This is a genomic window from Caulobacter sp. DWR1-3-2b1, from assembly GCF_049895765.1.
GTDB lineage: Bacteria > Pseudomonadota > Alphaproteobacteria > Caulobacterales > Caulobacteraceae > Caulobacter.
Map to the genome: position 1 here is coordinate 25,685 of NZ_JAFCSZ010000005.1, position 23,544 is coordinate 49,228.

The 23,544-nt window shown below is 66.3% G+C and carries 26 protein-coding genes; 16 read left to right on the forward strand and 10 right to left on the reverse strand.

What is annotated here, in order from left to right:
* Positions 1 to 57 precede the first annotated feature (57 nt).
* The 5 genes from ACP69S_RS06575 (at position 58) to ACP69S_RS06595 (ending at position 2,522) form a co-directional block, all read left to right on the forward strand.
* Positions 58 to 204 carry a hypothetical protein gene (locus tag ACP69S_RS06575; protein ID WP_425995771.1) on the forward strand — a complete coding sequence of 49 codons (147 nt, stop codon included), beginning with the start codon at positions 58 to 60 and terminating at the stop codon, positions 202 to 204.
* Between the two features lie 9 nt (positions 205 to 213).
* The gene (locus tag ACP69S_RS06580; protein ID WP_425995772.1) at positions 214 to 474 is read left to right on the forward strand and encodes a hypothetical protein; all 261 of its coding nucleotides are present in this window, start codon (positions 214 to 216) and stop codon (positions 472 to 474) included.
* Between the two features lie 257 nt (positions 475 to 731).
* On the forward strand, positions 732 to 1,043 hold the full coding sequence (locus tag ACP69S_RS06585; protein WP_425995773.1) for a hypothetical protein: 312 nt from the start codon (positions 732 to 734) through the stop codon (positions 1,041 to 1,043).
* 91 nt (positions 1,044 to 1,134) lie between these two features.
* Positions 1,135 to 1,716, forward strand: coding sequence for a carboxymuconolactone decarboxylase family protein (locus tag ACP69S_RS06590; RefSeq protein WP_425995774.1), 582 nt, complete (start codon positions 1,135 to 1,137; stop codon positions 1,714 to 1,716).
* A 2-nt stretch (positions 1,717 to 1,718) separates the two neighbouring features.
* Positions 1,719 to 2,522 carry an SDR family NAD(P)-dependent oxidoreductase gene (locus ACP69S_RS06595; protein ID WP_425995775.1) on the forward strand — a complete coding sequence of 268 codons (804 nt, stop codon included), beginning with the start codon at positions 1,719 to 1,721 and terminating at the stop codon, positions 2,520 to 2,522.
* Between the two features lie 115 nt (positions 2,523 to 2,637).
* Here ACP69S_RS06595 and ACP69S_RS06600 read toward each other — a convergent pair whose 3' ends face one another.
* Positions 2,638 to 3,276, reverse strand: coding sequence for a glutathione S-transferase family protein (locus tag ACP69S_RS06600; RefSeq protein ID WP_425995776.1), 639 nt, complete (start codon positions 3,274 to 3,276; stop codon positions 2,638 to 2,640).
* Positions 3,277 to 3,412: 136 nt separating this feature from the next.
* Between ACP69S_RS06600 and ACP69S_RS06605 the strand changes: the two genes are divergently transcribed.
* The 3 genes from ACP69S_RS06605 to ACP69S_RS06615 are packed head-to-tail and all read left to right on the forward strand — an operon-like array spanning position 3,413 to position 5,120.
* Entirely contained in the window at positions 3,413 to 3,997 is a 585-nt protein-coding gene (locus ACP69S_RS06605; RefSeq protein WP_425995777.1) for a glutathione S-transferase family protein, read from the forward strand.
* A complete protein-coding gene (locus ACP69S_RS06610; RefSeq protein ID WP_425995778.1) occupies positions 3,997 to 4,941 on the forward strand; it encodes a DUF6807 family protein in 945 nt (314 codons plus the stop codon). Before ACP69S_RS06605 ends, ACP69S_RS06610 begins: the two co-directional genes overlap by 1 nt.
* A gap of 2 nt (positions 4,942 to 4,943) precedes the next feature.
* Positions 4,944 to 5,120 (forward strand): DUF4169 family protein, encoded by a 177-nt coding sequence (locus ACP69S_RS06615; protein ID WP_425995779.1) that lies wholly within the window; start codon positions 4,944 to 4,946, stop codon positions 5,118 to 5,120.
* 17 nt (positions 5,121 to 5,137) lie between these two features.
* Here the strand turns inward: ACP69S_RS06615 and ACP69S_RS06620 are convergent, their stop codons facing one another.
* Both ACP69S_RS06620 and ACP69S_RS06625 read right to left on the reverse strand, forming a co-directional pair.
* Positions 5,138 to 6,196, reverse strand: coding sequence for a hypothetical protein (locus ACP69S_RS06620; protein ID WP_425995780.1), 1,059 nt, complete (start codon positions 6,194 to 6,196; stop codon positions 5,138 to 5,140).
* 62 nt (positions 6,197 to 6,258) lie between these two features.
* Positions 6,259 to 6,963, reverse strand: a complete 705-nt coding sequence (locus ACP69S_RS06625; protein ID WP_425995781.1) for a Coq4 family protein — start codon at positions 6,961 to 6,963, stop codon at positions 6,259 to 6,261.
* A 154-nt stretch (positions 6,964 to 7,117) separates the two neighbouring features.
* On the opposite strand from ACP69S_RS06625, the gene ACP69S_RS06630 reads away from it, so the two are divergent.
* A complete protein-coding gene (locus tag ACP69S_RS06630; RefSeq protein ID WP_425995782.1) occupies positions 7,118 to 7,366 on the forward strand; it encodes a ribbon-helix-helix domain-containing protein in 249 nt (82 codons plus the stop codon).
* 181 nt (positions 7,367 to 7,547) lie between these two features.
* Here ACP69S_RS06630 and ACP69S_RS06635 read toward each other — a convergent pair whose 3' ends face one another.
* Positions 7,548 to 7,754: a hypothetical protein gene (locus ACP69S_RS06635; RefSeq protein WP_425995783.1), complete on the reverse strand. Its 207-nt coding sequence runs from the start codon at positions 7,752 to 7,754 to the stop codon at positions 7,548 to 7,550.
* Between the two features lie 107 nt (positions 7,755 to 7,861).
* Between ACP69S_RS06635 and ACP69S_RS06640 the strand changes: the two genes are divergently transcribed.
* The 5 genes from ACP69S_RS06640 to ACP69S_RS06660 all read left to right on the forward strand — a co-directional run bounded on the left by ACP69S_RS06640 (position 7,862) and on the right by ACP69S_RS06660 (position 14,182).
* Positions 7,862 to 10,264, forward strand: a complete 2,403-nt coding sequence (locus ACP69S_RS06640) for an ATP-dependent helicase (RefSeq protein WP_425995784.1) — start codon at positions 7,862 to 7,864, stop codon at positions 10,262 to 10,264.
* A 204-nt stretch (positions 10,265 to 10,468) separates the two neighbouring features.
* Positions 10,469 to 10,921, forward strand: a complete 453-nt coding sequence (locus tag ACP69S_RS06645; protein WP_425995785.1) for a hypothetical protein — start codon at positions 10,469 to 10,471, stop codon at positions 10,919 to 10,921.
* Between the two features lie 49 nt (positions 10,922 to 10,970).
* Positions 10,971 to 11,837 (forward strand): 50S ribosomal protein L11 methyltransferase, encoded by an 867-nt coding sequence (locus tag ACP69S_RS06650; RefSeq protein ID WP_425995786.1) that lies wholly within the window; start codon positions 10,971 to 10,973, stop codon positions 11,835 to 11,837.
* A gap of 68 nt (positions 11,838 to 11,905) precedes the next feature.
* Complete coding sequence (locus ACP69S_RS06655) at positions 11,906 to 12,328, forward strand: hypothetical protein (RefSeq protein WP_425995787.1); 423 nt, start codon at positions 11,906 to 11,908, stop codon at positions 12,326 to 12,328.
* 42 nt (positions 12,329 to 12,370) lie between these two features.
* Positions 12,371 to 14,182 carry an aminopeptidase P family protein gene (locus tag ACP69S_RS06660; RefSeq protein WP_425995788.1) on the forward strand — a complete coding sequence of 604 codons (1,812 nt, stop codon included), beginning with the start codon at positions 12,371 to 12,373 and terminating at the stop codon, positions 14,180 to 14,182.
* A gap of 5 nt (positions 14,183 to 14,187) precedes the next feature.
* Here the strand turns inward: ACP69S_RS06660 and ACP69S_RS06665 are convergent, their stop codons facing one another.
* Positions 14,188 to 14,607 (reverse strand): DUF2147 domain-containing protein, encoded by a 420-nt coding sequence (locus ACP69S_RS06665; RefSeq protein ID WP_425995789.1) that lies wholly within the window; start codon positions 14,605 to 14,607, stop codon positions 14,188 to 14,190.
* A gap of 110 nt (positions 14,608 to 14,717) precedes the next feature.
* On the opposite strand from ACP69S_RS06665, the gene ACP69S_RS06670 reads away from it, so the two are divergent.
* Positions 14,718 to 15,143 carry a DoxX family protein gene (locus ACP69S_RS06670; RefSeq protein WP_425995790.1) on the forward strand — a complete coding sequence of 142 codons (426 nt, stop codon included), beginning with the start codon at positions 14,718 to 14,720 and terminating at the stop codon, positions 15,141 to 15,143.
* A gap of 16 nt (positions 15,144 to 15,159) precedes the next feature.
* Here ACP69S_RS06670 and ACP69S_RS06675 read toward each other — a convergent pair whose 3' ends face one another.
* Complete coding sequence (locus ACP69S_RS06675; protein ID WP_425995791.1) at positions 15,160 to 15,876, reverse strand: methyltransferase domain-containing protein; 717 nt, start codon at positions 15,874 to 15,876, stop codon at positions 15,160 to 15,162.
* 185 nt (positions 15,877 to 16,061) lie between these two features.
* A complete protein-coding gene (gene ligA / locus ACP69S_RS06680; protein WP_425995792.1) occupies positions 16,062 to 18,428 on the reverse strand; it encodes an NAD-dependent DNA ligase LigA in 2,367 nt (788 codons plus the stop codon).
* Positions 18,429 to 18,535: 107 nt separating this feature from the next.
* Between ligA and ACP69S_RS06685 the strand changes: the two genes are divergently transcribed.
* On the forward strand, positions 18,536 to 19,702 hold the full coding sequence (locus tag ACP69S_RS06685) for an acyltransferase family protein (RefSeq protein ID WP_425995793.1): 1,167 nt from the start codon (positions 18,536 to 18,538) through the stop codon (positions 19,700 to 19,702).
* Here ACP69S_RS06685 and recN read toward each other — a convergent pair.
* The 3 genes from recN to lpxC all read right to left on the reverse strand — a co-directional run bounded on the left by recN (position 19,699) and on the right by lpxC (position 23,412).
* Entirely contained in the window at positions 19,699 to 21,396 is a 1,698-nt protein-coding gene (gene recN / locus ACP69S_RS06690) for a DNA repair protein RecN (RefSeq protein WP_425995794.1), read from the reverse strand. The genes ACP69S_RS06685 and recN overlap by 4 nt on opposite strands.
* Before the next feature lie 93 nt (positions 21,397 to 21,489).
* Positions 21,490 to 22,407, reverse strand: a complete 918-nt coding sequence (locus ACP69S_RS06695; protein WP_425995795.1) for an outer membrane protein assembly factor BamD — start codon at positions 22,405 to 22,407, stop codon at positions 21,490 to 21,492.
* Between the two features lie 108 nt (positions 22,408 to 22,515).
* A complete protein-coding gene (gene lpxC, locus ACP69S_RS06700) occupies positions 22,516 to 23,412 on the reverse strand; it encodes a UDP-3-O-acyl-N-acetylglucosamine deacetylase (protein WP_425995796.1) in 897 nt (298 codons plus the stop codon).
* Positions 23,413 to 23,544: the final 132 nt, after the last annotated feature.

A 23,544-nucleotide genomic window follows, 5' to 3' on the forward strand; every position in this document is an offset into this window, starting at 1 on the left:
CACAAAGCGCGCTAGGGGTCTCGCCCGTCGCGCTTCCAGCGACCAAGGAGGTCTTAAATGGCGCGTACCCCCAACTATTCCTTCGAACGTCAGGAACGCGAGCGCGCCAAGGCTCGCAAGGTCGCCGAGAAGGCCGCGGAAAAAGCCGCCGCCAAGCAGGCGCAAAACCCCGACGGCGATCCGCCCCCGTCCGACGATCAGTAAAGACCCATCATGCCCACCCTGACGATGTACAACCACGAGACCGTCGCCCTAGATGGCGAGGTCTTTTCGGACTGCGAGTTTCGCGGTTGTCGCCTCGTCTACTCCGGTGGTGAGGCCCCGACCTTTGACGGCTGCCGGTTCGACGACTGCGAATGGAAGTTCGATGATGCGGCCGAACGCACCCTGGCTCACCTGAGGGTGGTCTGGAACAACGGCGGCAAGGGCCCTGTCCAGGCGATGATCAAGGAAATCACCGGCGGTGGTCGCTAGAGCCCTTTCCGACCTGATGGCTTCATCAGGGTAGGGCGAAAAGGGCTCTAAATCAAAAGTTTAGAGCATTTTTCGATCCGATAACCGTTTCACACTCATCGGAAAATGCTCTAGCTTCCCGGAGATCTTCCGCGTCGCGGCATTTTCTTCAGCCTCTCGCGTTGGGCGGCCGGCCAAACGCTGCAACAACAGCAGCTGGCAAGCGCGTAGAGCTTGCCTAACGGTATCGATCCGCTGCCGTCGATCCGCAGCAGACCATGGGCTGCCTGCTCTATGCGCTGGGCGATGACCAATGGGACATCCCTGCCCTGCGCCTGCTCGAAACGATCATTCCCGAGCACACGGCCATCGACGGCTTCGAGGTCCACCACGACTTTTCGGGTATCGGCCGACGGAACATGCCGCTGAACGCCCGCAACGTGCTCTACGGAGCCAGCATGGCGGTCTCGGCACGGTCATCGTCCAGGCCTTGGTCACAAGCAATTGGATGCGACCTCACTGGACCTGTCCGCAGGCGTGAGCGTGAGCGTGAGCTTGTCGATCCGGCATCCTTCGCCACTGTCGCTTGACAAGGCCGCTTAAACGACCGTTTGACCGAACCCACTCGTAAGGTGATGCTGGCGGCGGCGCGGCGGCAGACCGCGCGAGCGGAGGCCAACGATGCGGTTGAATCAGCCCAGGATCAAACCCCTGTCGCCTGAGGGGCTAACGCCCGAGCAGGCCGAGATTCTCGCTCCCCTGGGCGGCGGCGGCGTGATCCCGGCCGGACCGGTGCTCAATATTTTCCGCACCATGGCCCACGCGCCCAAGGCCCTGAAGGCCTTCCTGACGTGGGGAAATTACATCCTCTCCAGGAAGAACGACCTGCCGCCGCGCGAACGTGAGATCGTGATCCTGCGCACCGGTTTCCTCTGCAAGAGCGGCTACGAGTGGACGCAGCATGTCGAGATCGGCCTGCGCTGCGGCCTGACGCAAGACGAGATTGTCATGCTCAAGACCGGCCCGGACGCGGGTTGGAGCCCGGCCGATGCGGCCTTGATCCGCGCGGCCGACGAACTCAACGCCGACTACTTCATCAGCGATGCGACCTGGGCCGCCCTGCTGACCTACTTCAGCGAGAAGCAGGCGATGGATGTGGTCTTCACGGCTGGCCAGTACACCCAGGTCAGCATGATGCTGAACAGCTTCGGCGTGCAGTTGGACTCCGGCCAGACCCTGGATCCCGACCTGCGGAAAGCCTGACCATGACCGGACGGCTGGCGGGCAAGCGCGCGGTGATCGTCGGAGCGGGCCAGACGCCGGGCGAGACCCTGGGCAATGGTCGCGCCATGGCCCTGTTGTTCGCCCGCGAAGGCGCTCGGGTGCTGTGCGTGGATCGCGAGGCCGACCGCGCCGAAGAGACCGCAGCGATGATCGCCGCCGAGGGCGGCAAGGCCTTCGCCATCGCCACCGATATCCGCGAGACCGAAGCCGGCCCGGCCATTGTCGCGGCTGCGATCTCCCACCTCGGTGGCATGGACATTCTGATCAACAATGTCGGCATCGGCGGACGAGGCGATGGTCCGGCGCATCTGCTGGGCGACGAGGCCTTCGATCTGATCCTTGACGTCAATCTCAAGGGCACATGGCGGACGATCAAGGCCGCCCTGCCCGGACTGCGCGACCAGGGCTCGGGCGCTATCGTCAACATCTCGTCCCTCGCCGGGATCGCCGGCGGCATGCAGTTGGCCTATGAGGTTTCAAAAGCTGGCGTGAACCGTCTGACCGCCAGCGTGGCCCAGGCCAATGCCGGCAAGGGCGTGCGCTGCAACGCCGTCGCGCCGGGCCTGATGGATACGCCGATGGCCGTGACCGGCATAGCCGAGGCCAGCGGTCAGGACATCGAGGCTGTTCGCGCGGCCCGCAACGCCCGCGTGCCTCTCGGCAAGGTGATGGGTACGGCTTGGGACACGGCCCATGCGGCGCTGTTCCTGGCCTCCGACGACGCCCGCTTCATCACCGGCGTGGTGCTGCCGGTGGACGGCGGGATGTCCAGTCGGATCGGCTAGAGCATTTTTCGATCCGATAAGTGTGAAACGGTTATCGGATCGAAAAATGCTCTAAACTTCTGATTTAGAGCCCTTTTCGCCCGACCCTGATGAAGCCATCAGGTCGGAAAGGGCTCTAGCCGTCAATCCAGTCGGTCAGGCCTTCGCGGGCATGGACCTCGCGCAGCGACGGCATGGCGCGCATCCGGGTCAGATAAGCGTCGATATGAGGCCAGGCGACAGCGGTCTTGGGCATGTTGCGCGACCAGCGCATCAGCATCACAGCCAGGAAATCGGCGGCGGTAAGAGCGTCACCCAACAGATAGGGACCGGCCGCGGCCAGTTGGGCGTCGATACGGTCCCACGCGGCCTCGATCCGGTCGAGTGCGACGCCCCGCGCCGCGTCGCTCGCCTCGGCCAAGGCCGGCTCGTCTGGATAGAACCAGGCGCGAAAGGCCGGCAGCAGGGTGTTGGCCAGATAAATCATCCATTGCAGGTAGGCGGCTCGTCCCGGCGAGCCGGGCGCCGGCGAAAGGCTGCCCGGGGCATGGCGCTCGGCCAGCAGCATCAGGATCGCGGCGCTTTCGCTCATGGGCGCCCCGTCGACCATCAGGGTCGGCACCAGGCCACCGGGGTTGAGCGCCAGATAGTCCGGGCTCTTCTGCTGCCTGGCCTCGGTGTCGATCAGCTCAAGCTCAAACGGGACGCCTAACTCGATCAGCATCCAGTGGACCGCCAGGCTGGCCGCGCCGGGACTGTAATAGAGCCGATACATGCCAAAATCCCTTACCTAGTTCGAGGCGAAGGGATCGTTCAGGCCACGAGCGGTGTCAACGGCGCATTGGATTGGCGACTGGCTTGCCCAAACATTTTGTTCCGGTTACGTTCGCGCCCAGATAGAGGAAACCCGCATGCTCACCCTGTTCCACGCCCCGCGCTCGCGCTCGACACGCTTCTTGTGGCTGCTTGAGGAACTGGGCGCGACCTATGAGGTCGAGACCGTCGACATCTATCGCTCGACGACGGGAACCGGCGCGCGCGATCCGGCCAATCCACACCCGCACGGCCAGGTGCCGGCCCTGCTGGACGATGGCGTCCTGATCACGGAATCCGCTGCTATCGCGCTCTATCTGACCGACAAGTTTCCGGCCAACGGCCTGGGTCCCCAGGTCAGCGACCCGCTGCGCGGTCCCTATCTCAGCTGGCTGGCCTATTATGCCGGCGTGCTAGAGCCTGCTGTCGTCAATCTCTGGAAACAGCGACAGGACGAGGAAGACAAGGCGACCTATCAGGCCCTCGACGACCGCTTGCGGACTACGCTGGAAAAGTCGCCCTGGCTGCTGGGCGACGACTTCTCGGCGGCCGACATGGTGTTTATCAGCCTGCTGCAGTTCGCCCGCCAGATGTTGCCGCCGCACGCGGTCTATGACGACTGGCTGGCGCGCGCCAATGCCCGCCCCGCCCTGGCGCGAGCCCTTGCCAAGGACGCCGCCTGATGGTTCGACGCACGCTGATCCTCGCCCTCGCTGCGGCTGTAGGCCTGCTGGCGTCCGCGACCCTGGCCCACGCCGAACCCCAGATTGGGGCCGAGGTCGACGCCGTACTGACCGACGACGCGGTGACCGTCACCGAAGCGGGCAAGACAGTGCTGGTCTATCGAACCAAGCCTTTGGACCCGGCCGCCGAGCCGGGCCGGCTGAACTACGTGCATCCGCTCTATGCGCCGGACGGAACCGTTCTGACCGAGGACAGGCCCGCCGATCATCTGCACCAGCGGGGCGCCTTCTGGAGCTGGCACCAGGTGCTGGTGAACGGCAAGTCGATCGGCGACGGCTGGTTCATGAAGGGCCTGACCTTCCATATCCGCGAAAAGCGCTTCAAGGGCGACGCCCAGGGCGGCGGGACCCTGACGGTCAATGCCGACTGGATCGTCACCTCTGGACCCGAGCTGAGCTATGTGGCCCGCGAAACCACGCGGGTCAGGGTCTATCCGCTGAAGAATGGCGCTCGTCGCATCGACTTCGACACCCGGATCACCTCGCGGGTTGATGCTCTGGGCCTGGGCGGCAGCGACGACGCCAAGGGCTATGGCGGGTTCTCGATTCGGCTGATCCGCCCGGACCGCCTGACCTTCGCCTCGGGCGGCAAGACCATCGTGCCGACCGACACAGCCCTTGAAGCCGGAAGTTCTATGGGCTTTGCCTGGCCGGCCGAAGCGGGCTCGCCTGCCTGGACCGTGGGCCTGAGCTGCAAGGCGAACGATCAGCCCATCAAGAGCTGGATCCTGCGCAAGTCGCTCTCCATGCAAAACTGCGTCTTCCCCGGTCGCGCGCCCGTCGTGATCAAGAAGGACGAAACCCTGCGACTTCGCGAGACCCTGGTCATCCGGCCTGCTTCGCCGCCAAAGCCTCTCTCGGCGTCCAAGGTCGCGAAGCCCTGACCATGGCCGAGATCCTGAATCTGAACCGGGCGCGCAAGGCGAAGGTCAAAGCCGAGGACAAGACCCGCGCCACCGAGAACCGCGCCAAGTTCGGTCGCGCCAAGGTTGACAAGGCGCTGGAAGCGGCTCGCGCCGACAAGCTGCGACGCGATCTGGACGGCGCCAAGCGAGAGGACTGACCGCCCTATGTGGTGCTCTATTTGTGGATATGATTGATCGCGGTCGAGCGCGGATAGGTCGCCAGGAACCGTTCGGCCACGAAATGCAAGATCACGTCGGGCTGCTCCCTATCGATCAGATCGCCGATCACATCGCCATCCTGCCAGACGAACACTGAGCGCGAGAAGTGTTGCGCCAGCAGTTCGATGCTAAGGGTCGCGGTGGAATCGCGGAAGATCAGCGCCTTGGGCAGGCTCTTGTCGGCCTGCTCCATGATCACCGTTTCGCGTCCGCCGCCGCCGGGGATGAACCCTTCGGGCGTGAGAACCGGCCGGGCGCGCTTGCGGGCTTCCGGCAGGGTATGGGAGATCACCAGCTCCAGCATATTGCCGACGCGCGCCAATGAGGCGTCGACCTCGAACGCGTCTTTCGCCGCTTCGGGCAGCTGGATCAGTACATCGCCCTCCATGCCCGCGACGAAGTGCTGGAGGTGGCTGAAGGTCAGGGGCGGTCCGACCGGCGCGCCGCGGGCCTGGAGCGCCAGGATCGTTTCACGATAGAGGTGGTAGGCCCCCATCCAGTTGACGTGGGTGTCGCCCCGGAAGAACAGCATGCCCAGGCGCTTGAGGGCGTCGAAACGATCCGCCAGATAGTGCACCGCGTCCGGCCGCATCCGCGCCATGGCCAGGGCTGGCCTGTCATCGCACGGGGCCGCGGCGTCGAGGCCGGCGGGCAGATAGTCCCGATAGACGATGCTTTTCTCGGGGCAGATGAACATCTGGTAGTAGCGCCCCGACAACTGCTCGATGCGCTCGTCCAGAATGTTCCGGACGGCGGCCTGCTCGTCGTCAGACCAGCGTTTGAGACCCAGGTGCCAGCTGAGAAAGTCGTTGGTGTCGTTGATCAGGAACACCCAGCCACCACGCGCGGCCAAGCCCTTAGCGCCGTTCTGGATGGCCTTCAGGCCTGCCAGAAGCGCGGATACGGCCTCAAGAGGATCTTCCTCCGGCGGAGCCGGCATCGGCGGTGGCGGCGCTGGCTGCCGATGCCGCGGCGCGGCCTCGGCCTGCTTTTGACGACCAAACCAAAATTGCATGCGCCCGCCACTCCCCAACGCTGGACGCTAGACGCTGATCTTCGCAAGATCAATCAGCGGCCTCAGGCGGCTGTCGCTGGGGCCAGCCTGTCTCGCCGGTCAGGCGGGATGCGCTGATAGAGCGCGTTGGGGGCGAGGCCCAGGCTACGGCGCGCCTCGTCCAGCGGCAGGGCGAAGAGCGCCGGATAGTCGACCGCCGGCAACCAGGCCGCCGCCTTGCCGTTGCGCCATGCCTCACGGATCGCCGCGCCATAGGGCTCGCCATTCCTGGCCCGGCCAAATTCGCGGGCGCCGGCCAGGGCGATCGCCGCGAAGCCCAGGCTGCGGGTCTGGGCGTACGAGAAGGCGACCACGCAGACCTCGCCCAACGCGTCCGTGCCATAGCCGGTCAGCACGTGCCAGACGTCGTGGACGTCACGCAGACGCCGGCCGTACCAGGCCAGGGGATGGGCCGCGTCGATATCGGTGTCGGGAATCTTGCGGCTCTCGTCGGCCAGACCCTCGGCTGACAGCCCGCGAGGCGCGATGAAGTCCCGATAGGCGGCGCCGACCGTTCCGGGTCCGAAACCGGCCAGCCATGTCTTGTCCGAAAGACGCATGGCGAACTCGTCGCGTTCATAGGCGATCCGCCCGCCTTCGGGCGTCGACAGCAGGCGGCGAAAGCCATTGGGAGTCGCCTTGCCGGCCAGGGCGCGCATGATCTCGAAGACCTGGACGGTGTCTTCCTTGTCGGCGATCAGTCGCCGCACGGCTTTCAAGGCCCGCATCGGCTGCAATCGATAGGTGTCGCGCCCTCGAAACGCGGCTCTTGAAGCAGCAGATCGATCAAGCGCTTGTGTGGCGGCGTTCATGAGGCATGCTCCGGCGGACCTGTCGAAGATGACATTGCGTCACCTTTAATCAAGGGGCATTTGACCAGGCATGGGCAGTCTAAAGAAGCGCTCGGTAAATCTGGCGGGCCACGCCACGTCCCTGGCGCTTGAGCCAGAGTTCTGGACCGCCCTCGATCGGGCGGCGCAGGCCGAGGCAATGAGCCTTGCAGCCCTGATCCAGCAGATCGACACCGGCCGAGGCGAGCGGCCACTCGCCTCGGCTTGCAGGGTCTTCGCCCTTCGACGCGCCGGCGCCGATCAGCCGGGTCGCGGCGAGGTCGGCAACGGCGACGGCTGAGGGTTTGGCATAGACCGCGACGGTGCGGACGGCGTCCGGAACTGAAGCTCGGACGGAACGCTCACCGTCCCGCCCAGACGCCAGGCCACCAACAGCGTCACCACCACGACAAGTACGATCAGACCGGCCAGCCAGCCGCCCGATCCGTCGTGATGCGAATGCGCGTGTTTCATCCTCGAGCCTAGTTGCCCGGCGGCTTTGGCGCGTCCGGAAGCTTGGGCGCAGAAGCCGAGATGTTGACATCGACCGACTTCTTCTGGGTCATTCCGCCGGAATAGACAAAGAAGGCGATGATCGCGACGATCACCACCAGACCGCCGACGATGAACGCCAGGGCGCTGTTGCCGCCACCGCTGTTGCCGCTGCTATTGCTCGAACCCTCGGCCATGTAGGCCTCCCTTATTGATGTGTCGGATCAACGACGTTCAACGCTGACGGTTCCGTAATCGCTGCCGGGGGGCTTAAGCCGGCCACCGTTCGTGCTACATATGTTCCATGTCTTCTGGCCCCGACTCGCCCCCTCATCATGGCGACCTCTCCTCTCCGCGCATCTCCGATCTGGCCCGCCCCCGCGGCCCGGGCGGCGGCGACCCCCATGGGCAAGCAAGCTATCTCGACGGACTGAACCCCGAGCAGCGCGCGGCCGTCGAGACGACGGAAGGACCCGTGCTGGTCCTGGCCGGCGCCGGCACCGGCAAGACGCGGGTGCTGACCACGCGCCTGGCTCACATCCTGTCGATCGGCCGCGCCCGCCCTTGGGAACTGTTGGCCGTGACCTTCACCAACAAGGCCGCCCGCGAGATGCGCGAGCGGATCACTCACATCATCGGCGCCGAGGCCGAAGGCCTGCGGTGGCTCGGCACCTTCCACTCGGTGGCCGCCCAGATCCTGCGCCGCCACGCCGAGCTTGTCGGCCTGAAGTCCAGCTACACCATCATCGACAATGACGATCAGGAACGCCTGCTCAAGCAGTTGATCGAGGCCGAGAACATCGACGCCAAGCGCTGGACGCCCAAGATCCTGGCGGGGATGATCGACAACTGGAAGAACAAGGGCTGGACGCCCGAGCGCGTGCCGCCTGCCGAAGGGTCCGAGTTCGCTGCGGGCAAGGGCGTCACCCTTTACCGTCAGTACCAGGAGCGGCTGCGCATCCTGAACGCCTGCGATTTCGGCGACCTGCTGCTGCACAACATCACCATCTTCACCAGCCATCCCGATGTGCTGACCGACTACCAGACCCGGTTCAAATATGTGCTGGTCGACGAGTACCAAGACACCAACATCGCCCAGTATCTGTGGCTGCGCCTGCTGGCCCAGGGCCGTCAGAACGTGTGCTGCGTTGGCGACGACGACCAGTCGATCTATGGCTGGCGCGGGGCCGAGGTCGATAACATCCTGCGGTTCGAGCGTGACTTTCCAGGCGCCAAGGTGGTCCGGCTGGAGCGCAATTATCGCTCGACCGAGCACATCCTGGCCGCCGCCTCGGGCCTGATCACCGCCAACAAGGACCGCCTGGGCAAGACCCTGTGGACCGAGGCCATGGGCGGCGAAAAGGTCAAGGTCAGCGGCGTCTGGGACGGCGAGGCCGAGAGCCGAATGGTCGCCGACGAGATCGAGAAGGCTAAGCGGGCCGGCCGAAAATATAGCCATATGGCGATATTGGTCCGGGCCAGCTTCCAGATGCGCGCTTTCGAAGAGCGCTTCGTGATGCTGCAGATCCCCTACAAGGTGGTCGGCGGCCCGCGCTTCTTCGAGCGGGCCGAGATCCGCGACGCCCATGCCTATCTGCGCCTGATCCAGTCGCCCGACGACGACCTGGCCTTCGAGCGCATCGTCAACACGCCCAAGCGCGGCATCGGCGACACCTCGGTGCAGAAACTGCTGCACATCGCGCGGGCTGAAAGCCTGTCGGCGGTGGAGTCGGCTCGTGTTCTGGTCGGCAGCGACGAGCTTCCGGCCCGCACCCGCACGGCCCTGTCCAATTTCCTGCGCGACCTCGATCGCTGGCGAGCCTTGGCCGCCACCACCCCGCACCAGCGCGTGCTGGAGGCGGTGCTGGAAGAGAGCGGCTATACCGACGCCCTGCGCCTCGACAAGGGGCCTACCAGCCAGACCCGGTTGGAGAACCTGAAGGAGCTCGTCCAGTCGATGAGCGCCTTCGACACGCTGGAAAGCTATCTGGAGCACGTGTCGCTGGTCATGGACCTGGACAAGGGCGCCGGCGACGACGCGGTCTGGATCATGACCCTGCACTCGGCCAAGGGCCTGGAGTTCCCGCTGGTCTTCCTGCCCGGCTGGGAGGAAGGCGTCTTCCCCAGCCAGCGCAGCATGGACGACAAGGGGACCAAGGGCCTCGAGGAAGAGCGGCGCCTGGCCTATGTCGGCATTACCCGGGCCCGCGAGGAGGCCCGGATCAGCTTCGTTGCAAACCGGCAGGTCTATGGCCGCTGGACCAGCCAGCTTCCCAGCCGCTTCGTGGATGAACTTCCGCTGGCCAATGTCGAGGCGGCGTCCGAGACCGGCTATTACGGCGGCGGTCCGGGCATGCAGCAAACCGCCGCCTCGCGCTGGGACGATGCGGGCCAGAGCTCGTTTGGCGGTTCCGGCTATGCCAGCCCCGGCTGGAAGCGGGCTCAGGATCGCATGGCGGGCGGCGCCTCGTGGAGCAATCCTCGCGCCGGCGGCTCGGGCGGACGCTCGGCCCCTATCGAGGGCGAAGGCCGTCTGGTGGCGGTGTCGACGCCGTCGAAGGCCAGCGCCTACAAGCGCGGCGACCGGGTGTTCCACGTCAAGTTCGGCTACGGCCATATCTCGAGCGTCGAGGGCAACAAGCTGTCGGTTGCCTTCGACAAGGCCGGCGACAAGAAGGTGATCGACAGTTTCGTCGAGAAGGCGTGAGCTCACCTTTAGTCTCCGGCGCTTCGCGCCACCTCCCCCTGGCGGGGGAGGTGGCGCGAAGCGCCGGAGGGGGAAGTCCGCAATGACTCGCTAGCACTACCCTTCGTCGGCTGCGCCGTTGGACCTGTCGCCTAACCCGCTCGCGTCCCGACAAGGCGCCCGGATTGAACGGAACCGCTCGTCGAGCGCTAACAGGTCATGGACATGGATCTGACCCCTTTGAAGACCTTCACCAGCTCGCGACCGGTGATGTATGGCGCGCCTTTCGCGGCCGTGCTGGGCGTGGCGCTGGGTCTGGTGTTCCAGGTGGGATCCCAGACCGAAGCTTCCGATTACGCCCTGGCTCCCAACCGCGCCTATGCCGAGGAGGACGCCAACCCTATCGCCTGGCCGTCGGGCAAGGTCCCGGACTATGTGATCGGGACCGATTTCCTGGCGGAGGCGCCGTCCCGCCAAATCTACCAGGCCCGATACGAGGTTGAGCCGGAACCGGTCGTTCATGCCGCATCGGACTACACCGCCCCCGAGCCCGCGCCGCCTGTCGCGGTAGCGCCCCGCCCGGCGCGTGAAGAGACCCGCTGGGCCTCGACCCAAGGCGACATCATGGACATTCGCCTGCCCGAAGACGAGCCGTCGGAGCCGGCGTCGCTGAACTAGAGCCGCGCCAAGGCTCGCCTTTCGGTTCCAGGATCGCTACTGGAGCGGCATGACCGACTATACGCCTCAACAGATCGTCGCCCGCGGCGCCCGTGCCGACGCCGAAGCCGCCGCTGAAGCGATTGATTCCGACAGCGCGCTGGAAAGCGCGACCTACTCGATCCTGGAAGAGGACGAGGACAAGAACATCTGGCGGATCGACGCCTTCCCGACGACGCAGGACGAGTCCGACGGCCTGACGCGCGTGCTGGCCGGTTTCGACCTCAAAGCGACCACCGAAGTGCTGGCCGACGCCGACTGGCTGGCCATGGCGCTGTCGGGCCTGCCGCCGGTCAAGGCCGGCCGGTTCTTCGTCTATGGCATGCATGACCGCGGCCGCCTGCCGGCCAGCACCGTCAACCTGCGCATCGAGGCCGGGGCGGCCTTCGGCACAGGCCACCACGGCACCACGGTGGGCTGCCTGCAGGCCTATGACCGCCTGATCAAGGCCCGCAAGTTCAGGAAGGTGCTCGACGTCGGCGCCGGTACGGGCCTGCTGGCCATCGCCGCCGCCCGCACCGGTAGCAAGCTGGCCGTCGGCACTGATATCGACCGACCAAGCGTCCGCATCGCCAGGGAAAATGCGCTGGTGAACCAGGCCAACGCCAAGTTCGTCCACGCCTCGGGCCTTGGCCACCGTCTGGTCGCCGACAACGCCCCCTACGACCTGGTGTTCGCCAACATCCTGGCCCGGCCGCTGATCAGCCTGGCCCAGGACATCAAGCGCGCCCTGGTTCCGGGCGGCACGGTGATCCTGTCGGGACTGCTGCGCACCCAGGAGCGGATGGTCAAGGCCGCCTACCTGTCGCGGGGCTTCAAGGTGGTCAGTCGCATTCACCGCGACGCCTGGGCGACACTGGTTCTGCAACGTCCCTGATCCAAGCGGAACCAGGGGACCAGGGGCACGTTCCCAAGCCAAGACTTCCCGGCTCAAGGAACAGCCCGATGACCTATACCGATCCCCAAGTCCCGCCGACCGAGCGCGTCATCGAGATCCGTGAGCGCAACACGACCGGTTGGGTCGTGGCTGGCATCGTGGCCATCGTCGCCGTGATCGCGGTGGCCTTCATGTTGACCCAGCGCCCCGCCGACACCACCCAGAGCGATCTTCTTCAGGCCCAGGAACAGGGCCGCGCGGCCGGCGTGATCGAAGGCGCGCAGTCCAGCGTCGCCACCAGCGCCCAGCAGGCCCAGTTCGCCGCCGAGAACGCTGCGCGCAACGCCGGCGCCGCCGCTGACGAGGCTCGTCGCGAGACCGAGCGTGCCGCCGCCAACGCCAGCCAGGCCGCCCAGGACGCAGCCGACCGCGTCGCGGCCAGCGGCGATAGCCGTACGCCTTCGACGGAACCGGCGCCCCAGCCGCAATAATCATCCCCTTCCCAGGCTCGGGTCGGCGGATTACATCGAGGCATGCGCCAGACCTTCGATGAATCCACCGACCCGTCCTTCGGCCCTCAGCACGTCCCCCTGATCCGCGCCGCCATGGCGCGCCAAGGCCTGGACGGCTTCCTCGTTCCGCACGAGGACGAGCATCAGAACGAATACCTGCCCGCCGCCAATGACCGCCTGGCCTGGGCCAGCGGATTCACCGGCTCGGCCGGGGCGGGCGTGATCATGAGCGACCGCGCCGCAGTCTTCGTGGATGGCCGTTATACCCTTCAGGTGCGCGAACAGGTCGATCAGGGCGTGTTCGAGATCCGCGACCTCGTTGAGGGCGGCGTCTCGGCCTATCTGGAAACCGCCAAGGCCGGGACCGTCATCGGCTACGACGCCCGCCTTCACAGCCCGCAAGCCCTCGAGAGCCTGAAGGCCGCCGCCGCCAAGGTTGGCGCGGAGCTCAAGCCCGTCGCCATCAACCCGCTGGACGAGGCCTGGGGCGCGGAGCGTCCTGCCCAGCCCGCAGCGCCCATCGTTCCGCAGCCCGTCGACTATGCCGGCGAAGACTCTGCCTCCAAGCGCGGCCGCGTGGGCGCAAGCCTGGCCAATCTGGGCGCCGACGCCGCCGTGATCACTGCCCCGGCCTCCATCGCCTGGCTGTTCAATGTGCGCGGTGGCGATGTCATCCGCTCGCCCCTGCCGTTGTCCCAGGCCATCATCAACGCCGACGGCACGGCCCGCGTCTTCATCGATCCGGCCAAGATCACCGAGGAACTGCCCGCGTGGCTGGGCAACCAGGTGTCGCTCGAAACGCCGGACGCTCTGGACCGCGCCCTGGCCGATCTGGCCGGCAAGAGCGTGCTGGTCGATCCCGGCCAATCCTCGGCCTGGTATTTCGACACCCTGACGACGGCCGGCGCCAAGGTCGTACGCGGCATGGATCCCTGCACCCTGCCTCGCGCCTGCAAGAACCAGGTCGAGATCGACGGTACGCGCGAGGCCCACCGCCGCGACGGCGCCGCCCTGACCCGCTTCCTCCACTGGCTGGCCACCGAGGGTCAGATCAATCCCCCGGACGAGAAAGAGGCCGTCGCCAAGCTGGAAAGCTTCCGCGAAGCGACCGGCGTGCTGAAGGATCTATCGTTCGACACCATCGGCGCAGCCAACGGCCACGGCGCCCTGCCCCACTATCGCCCGACCGAGCGCAGCAACGAACGCGCGAGACCAGGTTCACTGCTCCTGGTCGACAGCGGCGGCCAGTATCTGGATGGCACCACTGATGTCACCCGCACCGTGGCGATTGGAGAGCCGACCGCCGAGATGGTCCAGCGCAACACCCTGGTGCTGAGGGGCCATCTGGCCATCGCCCGTCTGCGCTTCCCGGCCGGCACCGCGGGTTCGGCTATCGACGCCTTCGCCCGCGCCGCCCTCTGGGCCCATGGCCTGGACTACGATCACGGCACCGGTCACGGCGTCGGCGTCTATCTGGGCGTCCACGAGGGTCCGCAACGGATCTCCAAGGCCCCCAACACGGTTGCCCTGCAGCCCGGCATGATCGTTTCCAACGAACCCGGCTACTACAAGGACGGCGAATACGGCATCCGCATCGAGAACCTGGAAGTCGTGATGCCTGCAGAAGACGTCGCCGGCGGCGAGCGCCCGATGCATCGCTTCGAGGCCCTGACCCTGGCTCCCATCGACCGCCGCCTGGTCGACAAGGCGTTGCTGAGCGCCGAAGAGGGCGCCCAGTTCGACGCCTATCATGCGCGGGTGCTTAAGGAGATCGGGCCCCGGGTCGACGCCGAGGTGCGAGCTTGGATGGAAGAGGTCTGCGCGCCGCTTTAGGCGGTCTACCGCACCCGGTTCCACACCTGGGTCTTGCACAACGGCGCGACAACGCAGCCCTTCAGCTTCAGCTGGTTGTCGCTGGGCATCTCGATCGTCCCGGCATAGGTGCGTCCGTCGTCGGGGTTATAGATCTTGCCGCCGCTCCACTTGGTCGGACCGCCGGTAAAGTCGTAGAGCATCTGCAGGCCCTTCAGGGTGCGCGCCCGTTGAGCCGGATCCTTGTTCTTGAAGTCCTTCAGGCCGGGCTCGCTGCGGATCCGGCCCGAGCTCACCAGCTTGCCGCACAGGCTGTTGCCGCAGCGGGCGATCTCGACCTGGCCGCCATTGGTGGACGTCGCCCACAGGCCGGTGACGTCAGCGGCCAAGGCCGGACTGGCCAGCGCGCCGAGGGCCGCGACGGCGATCAAGGTAGTGCGGAACATGGTCTACTCCCTGGGTCGCGCTGCGATGCGCGTTCGCTGCATTGGTTGCGCGATCCGCCCAGCAACGGCAAGCTCCGCGGCGATTTGAGGGCGGGGAGCCAGAGAAGATCATGAACAAGCATCTGTTTCTGCCAAACCTGAAGGGCGGCGCGGATCTGGCCTTCCTGTTGCTGCGGGTGCTGGTCGGCGTCTTCCTGATCCACGGCGTCTGGGACAATGTCGTCAGTCTGGCCCGCATGGCCGAGTTCACGACCTTCCTGGCCGACCACAAGAGCCCTCTACCCGGCTTGGCCGCGCCGCTTTCGGTCTATGCACAGCTGATCTGCGGCGCGTTGATTCTGACGGGACTGCTGACGCGCTGGGCGGGCCTGATCATGGCGCTCAACTTCGTGGTCGCCATGGTGCTGGTGCATCTGGACCAGAGCCTGCGCGAGCAGTTCCCGGCCTTGGTGCTGATCGCGATTTCGCTGGTCCTGGCGACGCATGGCGCGGGAGGCTACGCGCTGGATGCCATACTGGGCGGCAAACGGCGCTAACGGACGCGCCCGTTCCTCAGGCGCGCTTCTGGAACACGCAGAGGGCCTGGCCCAGAGCGCCCTCCGGGACCACCTCATCGCCGCCGCCGCGAATCTCAACAACATCGAAGACCAGTCCCGGCGCCCAGATGGCCAGAATATCGCGATGCAAGAAGACATTCAGTGGCGAACGGCCGCCGGTCTTGATGTGTTCGACCGTCGGTTTGAACGTGTTCTTGAAGTGCCAAGGTTCGCTGAACTCCAGGAAGGAGAGCACGACTCGACCACCTGGCTTCAGCACACGATGTGCCTCCTCAAGGTACCAATAGCTCTGTTCGTGCAGCAGGTGCGTCAGGACGGAGAAGAAGCAGACCATGTCGGCTGCAGCGTCTTCTTCCGGAATTCCGATGTGATCGATCACCTCGAAGCGCCAATCTGCGCGTTCAGTGATGCGGCGCGCGTTCTCCACAAGCGCAGGGACCAGATCGATCCCCAAATAGTCACCGCGGTGCTGCACCGCGAGGGGCTTCGCAAGACGGCCAGACCCGCAACCAACGTCGACAAGATAGCTGTCGGTCGGCAGGCCGTAATGCTTCAGAGGGGCGACTTGCAGATTGCCAAAAAAGGTCCAGTGGCCGCCGATCGCAACCGCCATCGCCTCATCGTGAGGCATGGCGCGCATCAGTTCATCGACCATGGCGATGTTGACCGCCTTGAGATCCTGCGGATCCCGGCTTGGCGCCGCGGTCGTCAACTTCGGCCGTATCCAGCTCCTCACAAGTTCACGAAGACCCATACGCGCCCCTTAGGTTGTGCGGCAGACCTAAAGACATCCGGATTGCACTGTCTATCAGAGCAGAGCCATGGCCTGCGGGTGCACAAGAGTCGATCACCGGCAAGCAATGCGAATCCGGTGCGAGCTTCTGGACTTCGGCCCGCCTAACCCGCCACCATCGCCAGCCAGTCGTCCTCGGTCATCACCTGGATGCCGAGGTCGGTAGCGGTCTTGAGCTTGGAGCCCGCGCCCGGACCCGCGACCACCAGGTCGGTCTTCTTCGACACCGAGGACGCCACCTTGGCCCCCAGCGCCTCGGCCTGGGCCTTGGCTTCGTCCCGGGTCATCTTCTCCAGCGCACCAGTGAAGACCACGGTCTTACCGGCCACGGCGGTGTCGGTCTGGGGCTTGGCCACAGCCTGGATGTCGAGTTGCTCGATCAGATTGGCCACCTTTTCCCGATTGTGGTCTTCGCTGAAGAACCGGGCCAGGGATTGGGCGGCGACCGGGCCGACGCCGTCGACGGCAGCCAAATGCAGGTAATCCTCGCCCGGCGCGCCATTGGCCGCTTCGGCCAGCGCTTCGGCAAAGGCGTTCCAGGTCCCGTAGCGTTCGGTCAGGGCGGCGCGTGCCGGCTTGGTCAGCTTGGGAACCGCGTGGCCGATCTTGACCTCAAGGCTGTCAGCGTCGGGCCAGGGATCGGCTTTCAGACCACCCTTTCCGACCTCGACCAGCAGGTCCAGCGCCTTGGGGCCGACGCCCGGCGCGGTGGAAAGCTCCAGATAGGTCGCGGTCGGCAGGCCCGTGGCGGCGCGGGTCGCGGCGTCCTGCAGGTCTTCGAAGCGGTCGAAGTTGCGGGCCAGCACGGTCGAGGTGGTCTCGCCGATATCGCGCATGCCCAGGCCGTAAATCGCGCGGTCGAGGCCGATGGCGCGGCGGGCCTCGATGCCCTTGACCAGATTGGCTACCGAGGTCTCGCCATAGCCGTCGCGGGTGCGTAAGGCCTCCAGCTTCTCCTCGTCACGGGCCAGCCGGAAGATGTCGGCCGGCTCCTTGATCCAGCCTTCGTCGAAAAAGGCCTGCAGCTGCTTCTCGCCCAAACCCTCGATGTCGAAAGCTCGGCGGGAAACAAAATGGCGCAGGTGCTCGACCCGCTGGAACGGACAGGCGAACTCGCCGGTGCAGCGACGCACCACCGACTCGGCCCCCGAGGCGTTGGTCTCGCGAGCTAGCGGCGTCTTCAGCGGACACGGGCAGACGTGCGGGAACTCGAACGGCTCCGGCGCGGGATCGGGCCGAGCGTCAAGCGCCACCTCGACGATCTGCGGGATCACATCGCCGGCCCGCTGGATCACCACCGTGTCGCCGATCCGCACGTCCAGCCGGGCGATCTCGTCGCCATTGTGCAGGGTGGCGTTGGTCACCGAGACCCCGCCCACGGTCACAGGCTTTAGTCGCGCCACCGGCGTGATCGCCCCGGTGCGGCCGACCTGCAGGTCGATGGCTTCAAGGATCGTGCGGGCCTTTTGGGCCGGGAATTTGCGAGCGACCGCCCAGCGCGGCGAGCGCGAGACGAAGCCCAGGCGGCGCTGCCGCTCCAGGTCGTCGACCTTGTAGACGACCCCGTCGATGTCGAAGTCGAGCGTGGGCCGCAAGACCTCGAACGCGGCATAGATGTCGAGCAGGCCCTGGGCGTTCTCCACCCGCTTGGCCGGCGGGGCCGTGGTCACGAAACCCCACTCCTCCAGCTTGGCTAGGGCTTCCCATTGGCTGGCCGCGAAACTCTCGCTGATCAGGCCCCAGGCATAGCCGAAGAACCGCAACGGCCGCTGGGCGGTGATCTTCGGATCGATCTGGCGCAGCGAACCGGCGGCGAAATTCCTGGGGTTGGCGTAGGTGCGCTGGCCAGCTGCTTCGGCGGCGGCGTTGAAGGCAGCGAAGGCGGCCAGTTCGACATAGACCTCGCCGCGCACCTCGATCACCTCGGGCCAGCCCCCTCCTTCAAGACCAGAGCCCTTCAGCCGGTGCGGAATATCGGCGATGGTGCGCAGGTTGGCGGTGACATCCTCGCCCACCCGGCCATCGCCCCGCGTCGCGCCCTGGACCAGCACGCCCTTCTCGTAACGGAGGGAGGCCGACAGGCCGTCGATCTTGGGCTCGGCGGTATAGGCGACAGGTTCGTCCGGCGAGAGCTTCAGGAAGCGCCGGATGCGGGCGTCGAACTCAGTGGCCTCGTCATTGGAGAAGGCGTTGTCGAGGCTCAGCATCGGCGCGCCATGCTCGACGGGGGAAAACTGGTCGGCGCGCGCCGCACCCACCCGCAACGACGGTGAGTTCTCGCGGATCAGATGCGGAAAACGGGTCTCGATATCGAGATTGCGGCGCTTTAGGGCGTCGTAGTCGGCGTCCGAGATCGTGGGCGCGTCCTGCTGATGATAGCGCAGGTCGTGGGTCGCGAGTTCGTCGGCCAGCGCCTCCAACGCCTCAACGGCCTGGGCTTCGGAGAGGTCTGCGACGGGCGTCAGGGTCACGGGCGAATCCGGCTGGGAAGGTCAGGTGGTCTTTTTAACCGATGCCAAGGCAAAACGCTCCTGCTGGCGCGCGGCTTGCTGCGGCGGGCGCGAGTCAGGAGCCCGTCATGTCGAAAGCCCCGCAAACGTCCCGTATTGGCGCCCGCGAACTTGTGAAAGCGAGAGATTTGGCGCGCGGTGGCCCCCTGGACGCCCTTCGGTTCTTTGCGGCCTTCTTCATGGTGATCTATCACTATGCCGAGCAGGCGCCGGTTAGCCTGTTTGCGATCCATCCCGCACTGGGTCGCGGCTATCTGGCCACCGATTTCTTCCTGATGCTGTCGGGCTATGTGCTGGGCCGCGCCTATGGCGACCGGGTCGCCAGCCGGGAGGTCGGCGACCGCGAATTCCTGCTCAAGCGCTTCGCCCGCGTCTGGCCCTCGCATCTGGTCATGCTGGCTGGCTTCGTCGCCTTGATCCTGGCCACCACCCTGATCGGCATTGCCCCGCAGAACCCGCAGTGGTTCCAATGGTCGCAACTGCCGGCCCAGGCCCTGCTGGTGCAGTCCTGGGGCTTTGACGGCCCGTCAGGCTGGAACACCCCGACCTGGACCCTGTCGGCCCTGATCTTCTGCTACGCCGCCTTCCCGGTGCTTTGGCGCATGTTCGCCGCCATCCGCTCGCCGTGGCTCGCCATGGCCGTGGGCGCGGCGATCTTCGTGGTCGTGGACCTCGCCTGCCGCTACTGGCTGGGTCAGGCCTCCTACCGCCTGGCCCTGAAGTACGGCGTGATCCGCGCCCTGCCCCTTTTCCTGATCGGCGTCCTGATCGCCCGCATGGGCCGCGAGATCGTGGTCAGCGGCCGCGCCGCCGACCTTTTGGGCGCGGCGGCCATCGCCGGCGTGGTGGTGCTGCAACTGGTCGGGCAGTTCGACTATGCCAGCCTGGCCTTGCTGGGCGTGCTGATCTTCGCGGCCGGCGCTTCGGTCCGCAAGGACTGGGGCTGGGCCAAGACGGCGGGCGGGCTGGCCTTTGCGCTGTACCTCACCAACCAGTTCGTCGGCGTCGTATGGTTTGGCGCCCAGAACGTCGCCGCGGGAAAGCTTGCTCTTAACGACGGCGCCATGTGGTTGACCTGGGCTCTGGCCTTCCCGGCCGCCGTGGTCTTCGCCGCCATGTTCGAGCGTTTCGTGGACACGCCGTTGCAAGCCTGGGTCAAGCCGCGCGTCGGGGTAGGCACCCTGCGGTCGATGTTCCGCGCCAGGCCTTCCATGTGGCGTCGCGTTGTCGGCTAGTTGATCAAGGCCCGGGCGGCGGCGCGAGCGGCTTCCGTGACCTCGGCCCCCGACAGCATGCGGGCAATCTCTTCCTCGCGCTGAACTGGCGACAGCGGTTCGACACGGGTGCGCGTCGATTGATCGTCGCCGGACTTGGCGATGCGCCAGTGGACGTCGCTGCGCGCCGCGACCTGGGCCGAGTGGGTGACCACCAGAACCTGGGCGTTCTCGGCCAGGCGTTTCAGGCGCAAGCCTACCGCGTCGGCCACGGCCCCGCCGACGCCCTGATCGACCTCGTCAAAGATCATCAGCGGCTGGGGACCGGTTCCCCGGCCCGCCAGCGCCGCTTTCAGCGCTAGAGCGAAACGCGCCAGCTCGCCGCCCGAAGCGATGGCCTCCATCGGCCCGAACGGCGCGCCGGGATTGGTCGAGATCTCGAAAGCGACGCGGTCCATGCCGGTCGGGCCGACGCGGTCTTCGGGCAGAGCCTCGACGGCGACCCGGAACCTTGCCTTGTCCAGCTTCAGCGGGGCCAGCTCGGCCTCGACGGCCACGGCCAGCCGGTCGCCGGCGGCGCGGCGCTCGGCCGACAGGGCTTCGGCGGCGAAGATGTAGCCGTCACGAGCCGAGGCGGCTTCTTCCTCGGCGGCCCTCAGGGCTTCGCTGGACGTTTCGATGGCCTGCAGCTGAGCGGCGAACTCGGCGCGCAGGGACGGCAGGTTCTCGGTGGCGACGTTCAGCTTGCGGGCCATGCCGCGTAGAGCAAACAACCGCTCCTCGGTCTTTTCCAGCCGGTCGGGCTCAAACTCGAAACTCTCGGCCACTGCGTCGATGGCGGCGCTGGCCTCCTGAGCCTCGACCAGAGCGCGGTCGACGGCGTCGCAGGCGGCGGTCAGCCGGGTCATGGCCGCGCCGTCGGCGGGCGCGCCGGCATGCAGCGCGCGCTCGCGGGCCCGCTCAAGGGCGCGGAAGGCCTGGGCCAGTTTGCCCGACAGCGCGTCGCCGCCCAGCGCGTCTTGCGCCGAGGCGATATCGGCCAGGGCCTTTTCGGCCGAGCCCAGCAGGGCGCGTTCCTCGGCCAAGGCGGTTTCCTCGCCCTCGCGAGGGTCGAGGCGATCCAGTTCCGACAGGCGGAGAGTCAGTTCCTCGGTCTCGGCGGCGGCGCGGTTGGCGAGGTCACGCAGGCCCTCGGCCTTCTCGCGCGCGGCGCGCCAGCCGCTCCAGGCCGAGGCGACGGCCGAGACGGACACGGCGCCGAAGGCGTCCAGCAGGGTGCGATGAGTGCGAGGGTCCAGCAGGCCGACGGTCTCGTGCTGGCCATGGACCTCGAGCAACAGACTGCCGAGGTCTTTCAGCACGCCCACGCTGGTGGCTTGATCATTGACGAAGGCCCGCGAGCGGCCATCAGGCGACAGCTGGCGGCGCAGGACCAGATCCTCGTCGCGGCCATAGTCCAGGCCCTTGTCGTCGAGATAGGCAAAGGCGGGATGGTCGGCAGGCAGGGCGAAGATGGCGGTGGCCGAGGCGTGACCCGCAGCCCCCCGTCGCACGAGGCCGGCGTCGGCCCGCGCGCCCGTCGCCAGGCCCAGGGCGTCAAGGATGATCGACTTGCCCGCGCCGGTCTCGCCGGTCAGGGCGGTCAGGCCCGGGCCGATGGCCAGGTCCAGGCTCTCGATGAGCACGACGTCGCGAATGGAGAGACCAATCAGCATGGCGCGGAGATTCGCCCAGAATCAGCGTTTTTCAAAGCGCTCAGACGCTCCGATGTTCGGCATGTGTTCCGGAAGGCCAGGATCCGCCCGGGGCTAGAGCCCGAGCAGGCCCCGCATGCCGCCGCTCTTGGCCGGCTTTTCGCCGGGAGGGGCCAAGGTGGCGTCCTTATCGCGAACCAGGCGGTCCAGCAGGTTCTTCTTGGAACCTGGGGTCAGCGGCTCCACGGCGGGCTTGAGGCCAGCGTCGTTGAGCAGCTTGTAGGCGTCCGAGTACCAGCGATCGCCCGGGAAGTTGTAGCCCAGCACCGCGCCATTGCGCTTGGCCTCGTCGGCCAGGCCGAGGGTCAGGTAGGACTCCACCAGACGGAACAGGGCCTCGGGCGTATGCGAGGTGGTCTGGTGACGGTCGATCGCGGTCTTGAAGCGGCCGATGGCGGCCAGGGTCTGGCCCTGGCGCAGGTAGTAGCGGCCGATAGCCATTTCCTTGCCCGCCAGCTGGTCGTTGACCATGTCAATCTTCAGACGGGCGTCTTGGGCGTATTCGCTGTTGGGGTAACGCTGCACCACGTCGCGCAGAGACGCGAGCGCCTGCTCGGTGGCGGCCTGATCGCGGTTCACGTCGACGATCTGCTCGAAATAGCAGACGGCCTTCAGATAGTAGGCGTAGGAGGCCGAGGGATTGCCGGGGTACAGCGAGATAAACCGGTCGGCGTCGCCGATGGCGTCATTGTACTGGTTGCCCTGATAGTGGGCGAAGCCGGTCATCAGGATCGAGCGGCGCGACCATTCCGAATAGGGGTGCTGGCGCTCGACTTCGCGGAAATAGTCGACGGCCTCGTTCCAGTTGCCGCGGTCCAGGCGATCGGCGCCCGTGGCGTAGAGCAGCTCCACCGGGCGCTCTTCATAGGCCAGGGTCGGCTTCTTGGATTTGCCGGCGCAGCCCGCAACCGTGACGGAGACGAGAACGGCGGCGAGGACAACTGCCGAACGACCCGGGAATTTAAGAAGCACGGACTATCACCCTCGAAGCAAACGCGCGCCTCGGCGCGTTGCAAGGCTTCTACACCACGCCGCTTTGGGCGCAAATGCGAAGGCCGACAACAACCGGTCGCGCTTTATCTAGACAGCCTCGGCCAGTTCCAGCGCATGGGTGCGCAGGCGCCAGGCGCGCGGCTGGGCCAGCAACGCCCGAACCACGGCGTTATTGAGGCCATGACCGGCCAGAACACCCTCGAAACGGCCGATGATCGGCGCGCCCAGAACGTAGAGATCGCCCACCGCGTCCAGCGCCTTGTGGCGCACGAATTCGTCGGCGCGGCGCAGGCCCTCCGGGTTCAGCACCCGGTCGCCATCGATGACGACGGCGTTGTCCATCGAGCCGCCCCGCGCCAGACCGATGGCCCGCAGAGCCTCGACATCGCGCAAGAAGCCGAAGGTCCGGCAGTTGGAGAGCTCGGCCCGGAACGATTCCTCGTCCACGGTCAGATCGACGCGCTGGCGGCCAATGGCCTTGCTGCCAAAGGCAATCTCGAAGGCGACCTCGAAACGATCCGACGGGGTCAGGCTGGCGCGCTTGTCGCCCTCTTCGACCAGGATCGGCTCGAGGATCTCGATATATTTGCGGGCGGCTTCCTGCTTGCGGCGGCCGGCGCGATCCAGGATCTGCACGAAGGGCTCGGACGAGCCGTCCATGATCGGAACCTCGGGACCGTCCAATTCGACGATGCAGTTGTCGATCGACAGGGCGGCCAGGGCGGCCATCAGATGCTCGATGGTCGAGACCCGCACGTCGTCGGCGTTGTTGATCACCGTGCCAAGCTGGGTCTGGCAGACTGCCTCGGGCTTCACGGCCACCCGGTTGTCGCGGTCATGGACATCGGTGCGCACGAAGACTATCCCGGCGTCGATCGCGGCTGGACGCACCGCGATACGGACATGCTCGCCCGTATGCAGGCCAATCCCCGCGAAGATCACCGGTCCTGCGACCGTGTGCTGAAAATAAGCCGAAGCCGACACGAAAAACCTTTGCTCTGGCCAATGACGGTTTTTCGACCGCTTAAGCCTCATGTACCATTTAGGGACTATGCCGCAGTGCGACAACGCAAGTCGTGTTTCCGATTGTTACCGCTCAAGCCTTTGTAATCACGT

What these genes read in the sequence shown, in the direction of transcription:
- ACP69S_RS06575 (WP_425995771.1), top strand. Translation starts at nt 58, where the DNA reads ATGGCGCGTACCCCCAACTATTCCTTCGAACGTCAGGAACGCGAGCGC.
- ACP69S_RS06580 (WP_425995772.1), top strand. Translation starts at nt 214, where the DNA reads ATGCCCACCCTGACGATGTACAACCACGAGACCGTCGCCCTAGATGGC.
- ACP69S_RS06585 (WP_425995773.1), top strand. Translation starts at nt 732, where the DNA reads ATGGGCTGCCTGCTCTATGCGCTGGGCGATGACCAATGGGACATCCCT.
- ACP69S_RS06590 (WP_425995774.1), top strand. Translation starts at nt 1,135, where the DNA reads ATGCGGTTGAATCAGCCCAGGATCAAACCCCTGTCGCCTGAGGGGCTA.
- ACP69S_RS06595 (WP_425995775.1), top strand. Translation starts at nt 1,719, where the DNA reads ATGACCGGACGGCTGGCGGGCAAGCGCGCGGTGATCGTCGGAGCGGGC.
- ACP69S_RS06600 (WP_425995776.1), bottom strand. Translation starts at nt 3,276, where the DNA reads ATGTATCGGCTCTATTACAGTCCCGGCGCGGCCAGCCTGGCGGTCCAC.
- ACP69S_RS06605 (WP_425995777.1), top strand. Translation starts at nt 3,413, where the DNA reads ATGCTCACCCTGTTCCACGCCCCGCGCTCGCGCTCGACACGCTTCTTG.
- ACP69S_RS06610 (WP_425995778.1), top strand. Translation starts at nt 3,997, where the DNA reads ATGGTTCGACGCACGCTGATCCTCGCCCTCGCTGCGGCTGTAGGCCTG.
- ACP69S_RS06615 (WP_425995779.1), top strand. Translation starts at nt 4,944, where the DNA reads ATGGCCGAGATCCTGAATCTGAACCGGGCGCGCAAGGCGAAGGTCAAA.
- ACP69S_RS06620 (WP_425995780.1), bottom strand. Translation starts at nt 6,196, where the DNA reads ATGCAATTTTGGTTTGGTCGTCAAAAGCAGGCCGAGGCCGCGCCGCGG.
- ACP69S_RS06625 (WP_425995781.1), bottom strand. Translation starts at nt 6,963, where the DNA reads ATGCGGGCCTTGAAAGCCGTGCGGCGACTGATCGCCGACAAGGAAGAC.
- ACP69S_RS06630 (WP_425995782.1), top strand. Translation starts at nt 7,118, where the DNA reads ATGGGCAGTCTAAAGAAGCGCTCGGTAAATCTGGCGGGCCACGCCACG.
- ACP69S_RS06635 (WP_425995783.1), bottom strand. Translation starts at nt 7,754, where the DNA reads ATGGCCGAGGGTTCGAGCAATAGCAGCGGCAACAGCGGTGGCGGCAAC.
- ACP69S_RS06640 (WP_425995784.1), top strand. Translation starts at nt 7,862, where the DNA reads ATGTCTTCTGGCCCCGACTCGCCCCCTCATCATGGCGACCTCTCCTCT.
- ACP69S_RS06645 (WP_425995785.1), top strand. Translation starts at nt 10,469, where the DNA reads ATGGATCTGACCCCTTTGAAGACCTTCACCAGCTCGCGACCGGTGATG.
- ACP69S_RS06650 (WP_425995786.1), top strand. Translation starts at nt 10,971, where the DNA reads ATGACCGACTATACGCCTCAACAGATCGTCGCCCGCGGCGCCCGTGCC.
- ACP69S_RS06655 (WP_425995787.1), top strand. Translation starts at nt 11,906, where the DNA reads ATGACCTATACCGATCCCCAAGTCCCGCCGACCGAGCGCGTCATCGAG.
- ACP69S_RS06660 (WP_425995788.1), top strand. Translation starts at nt 12,371, where the DNA reads ATGCGCCAGACCTTCGATGAATCCACCGACCCGTCCTTCGGCCCTCAG.
- ACP69S_RS06665 (WP_425995789.1), bottom strand. Translation starts at nt 14,607, where the DNA reads ATGTTCCGCACTACCTTGATCGCCGTCGCGGCCCTCGGCGCGCTGGCC.
- ACP69S_RS06670 (WP_425995790.1), top strand. Translation starts at nt 14,718, where the DNA reads ATGAACAAGCATCTGTTTCTGCCAAACCTGAAGGGCGGCGCGGATCTG.
- ACP69S_RS06685 (WP_425995793.1), top strand. Translation starts at nt 18,536, where the DNA reads ATGTCGAAAGCCCCGCAAACGTCCCGTATTGGCGCCCGCGAACTTGTG.
- recN (WP_425995794.1), bottom strand. Translation starts at nt 21,396, where the DNA reads ATGCTGATTGGTCTCTCCATTCGCGACGTCGTGCTCATCGAGAGCCTG.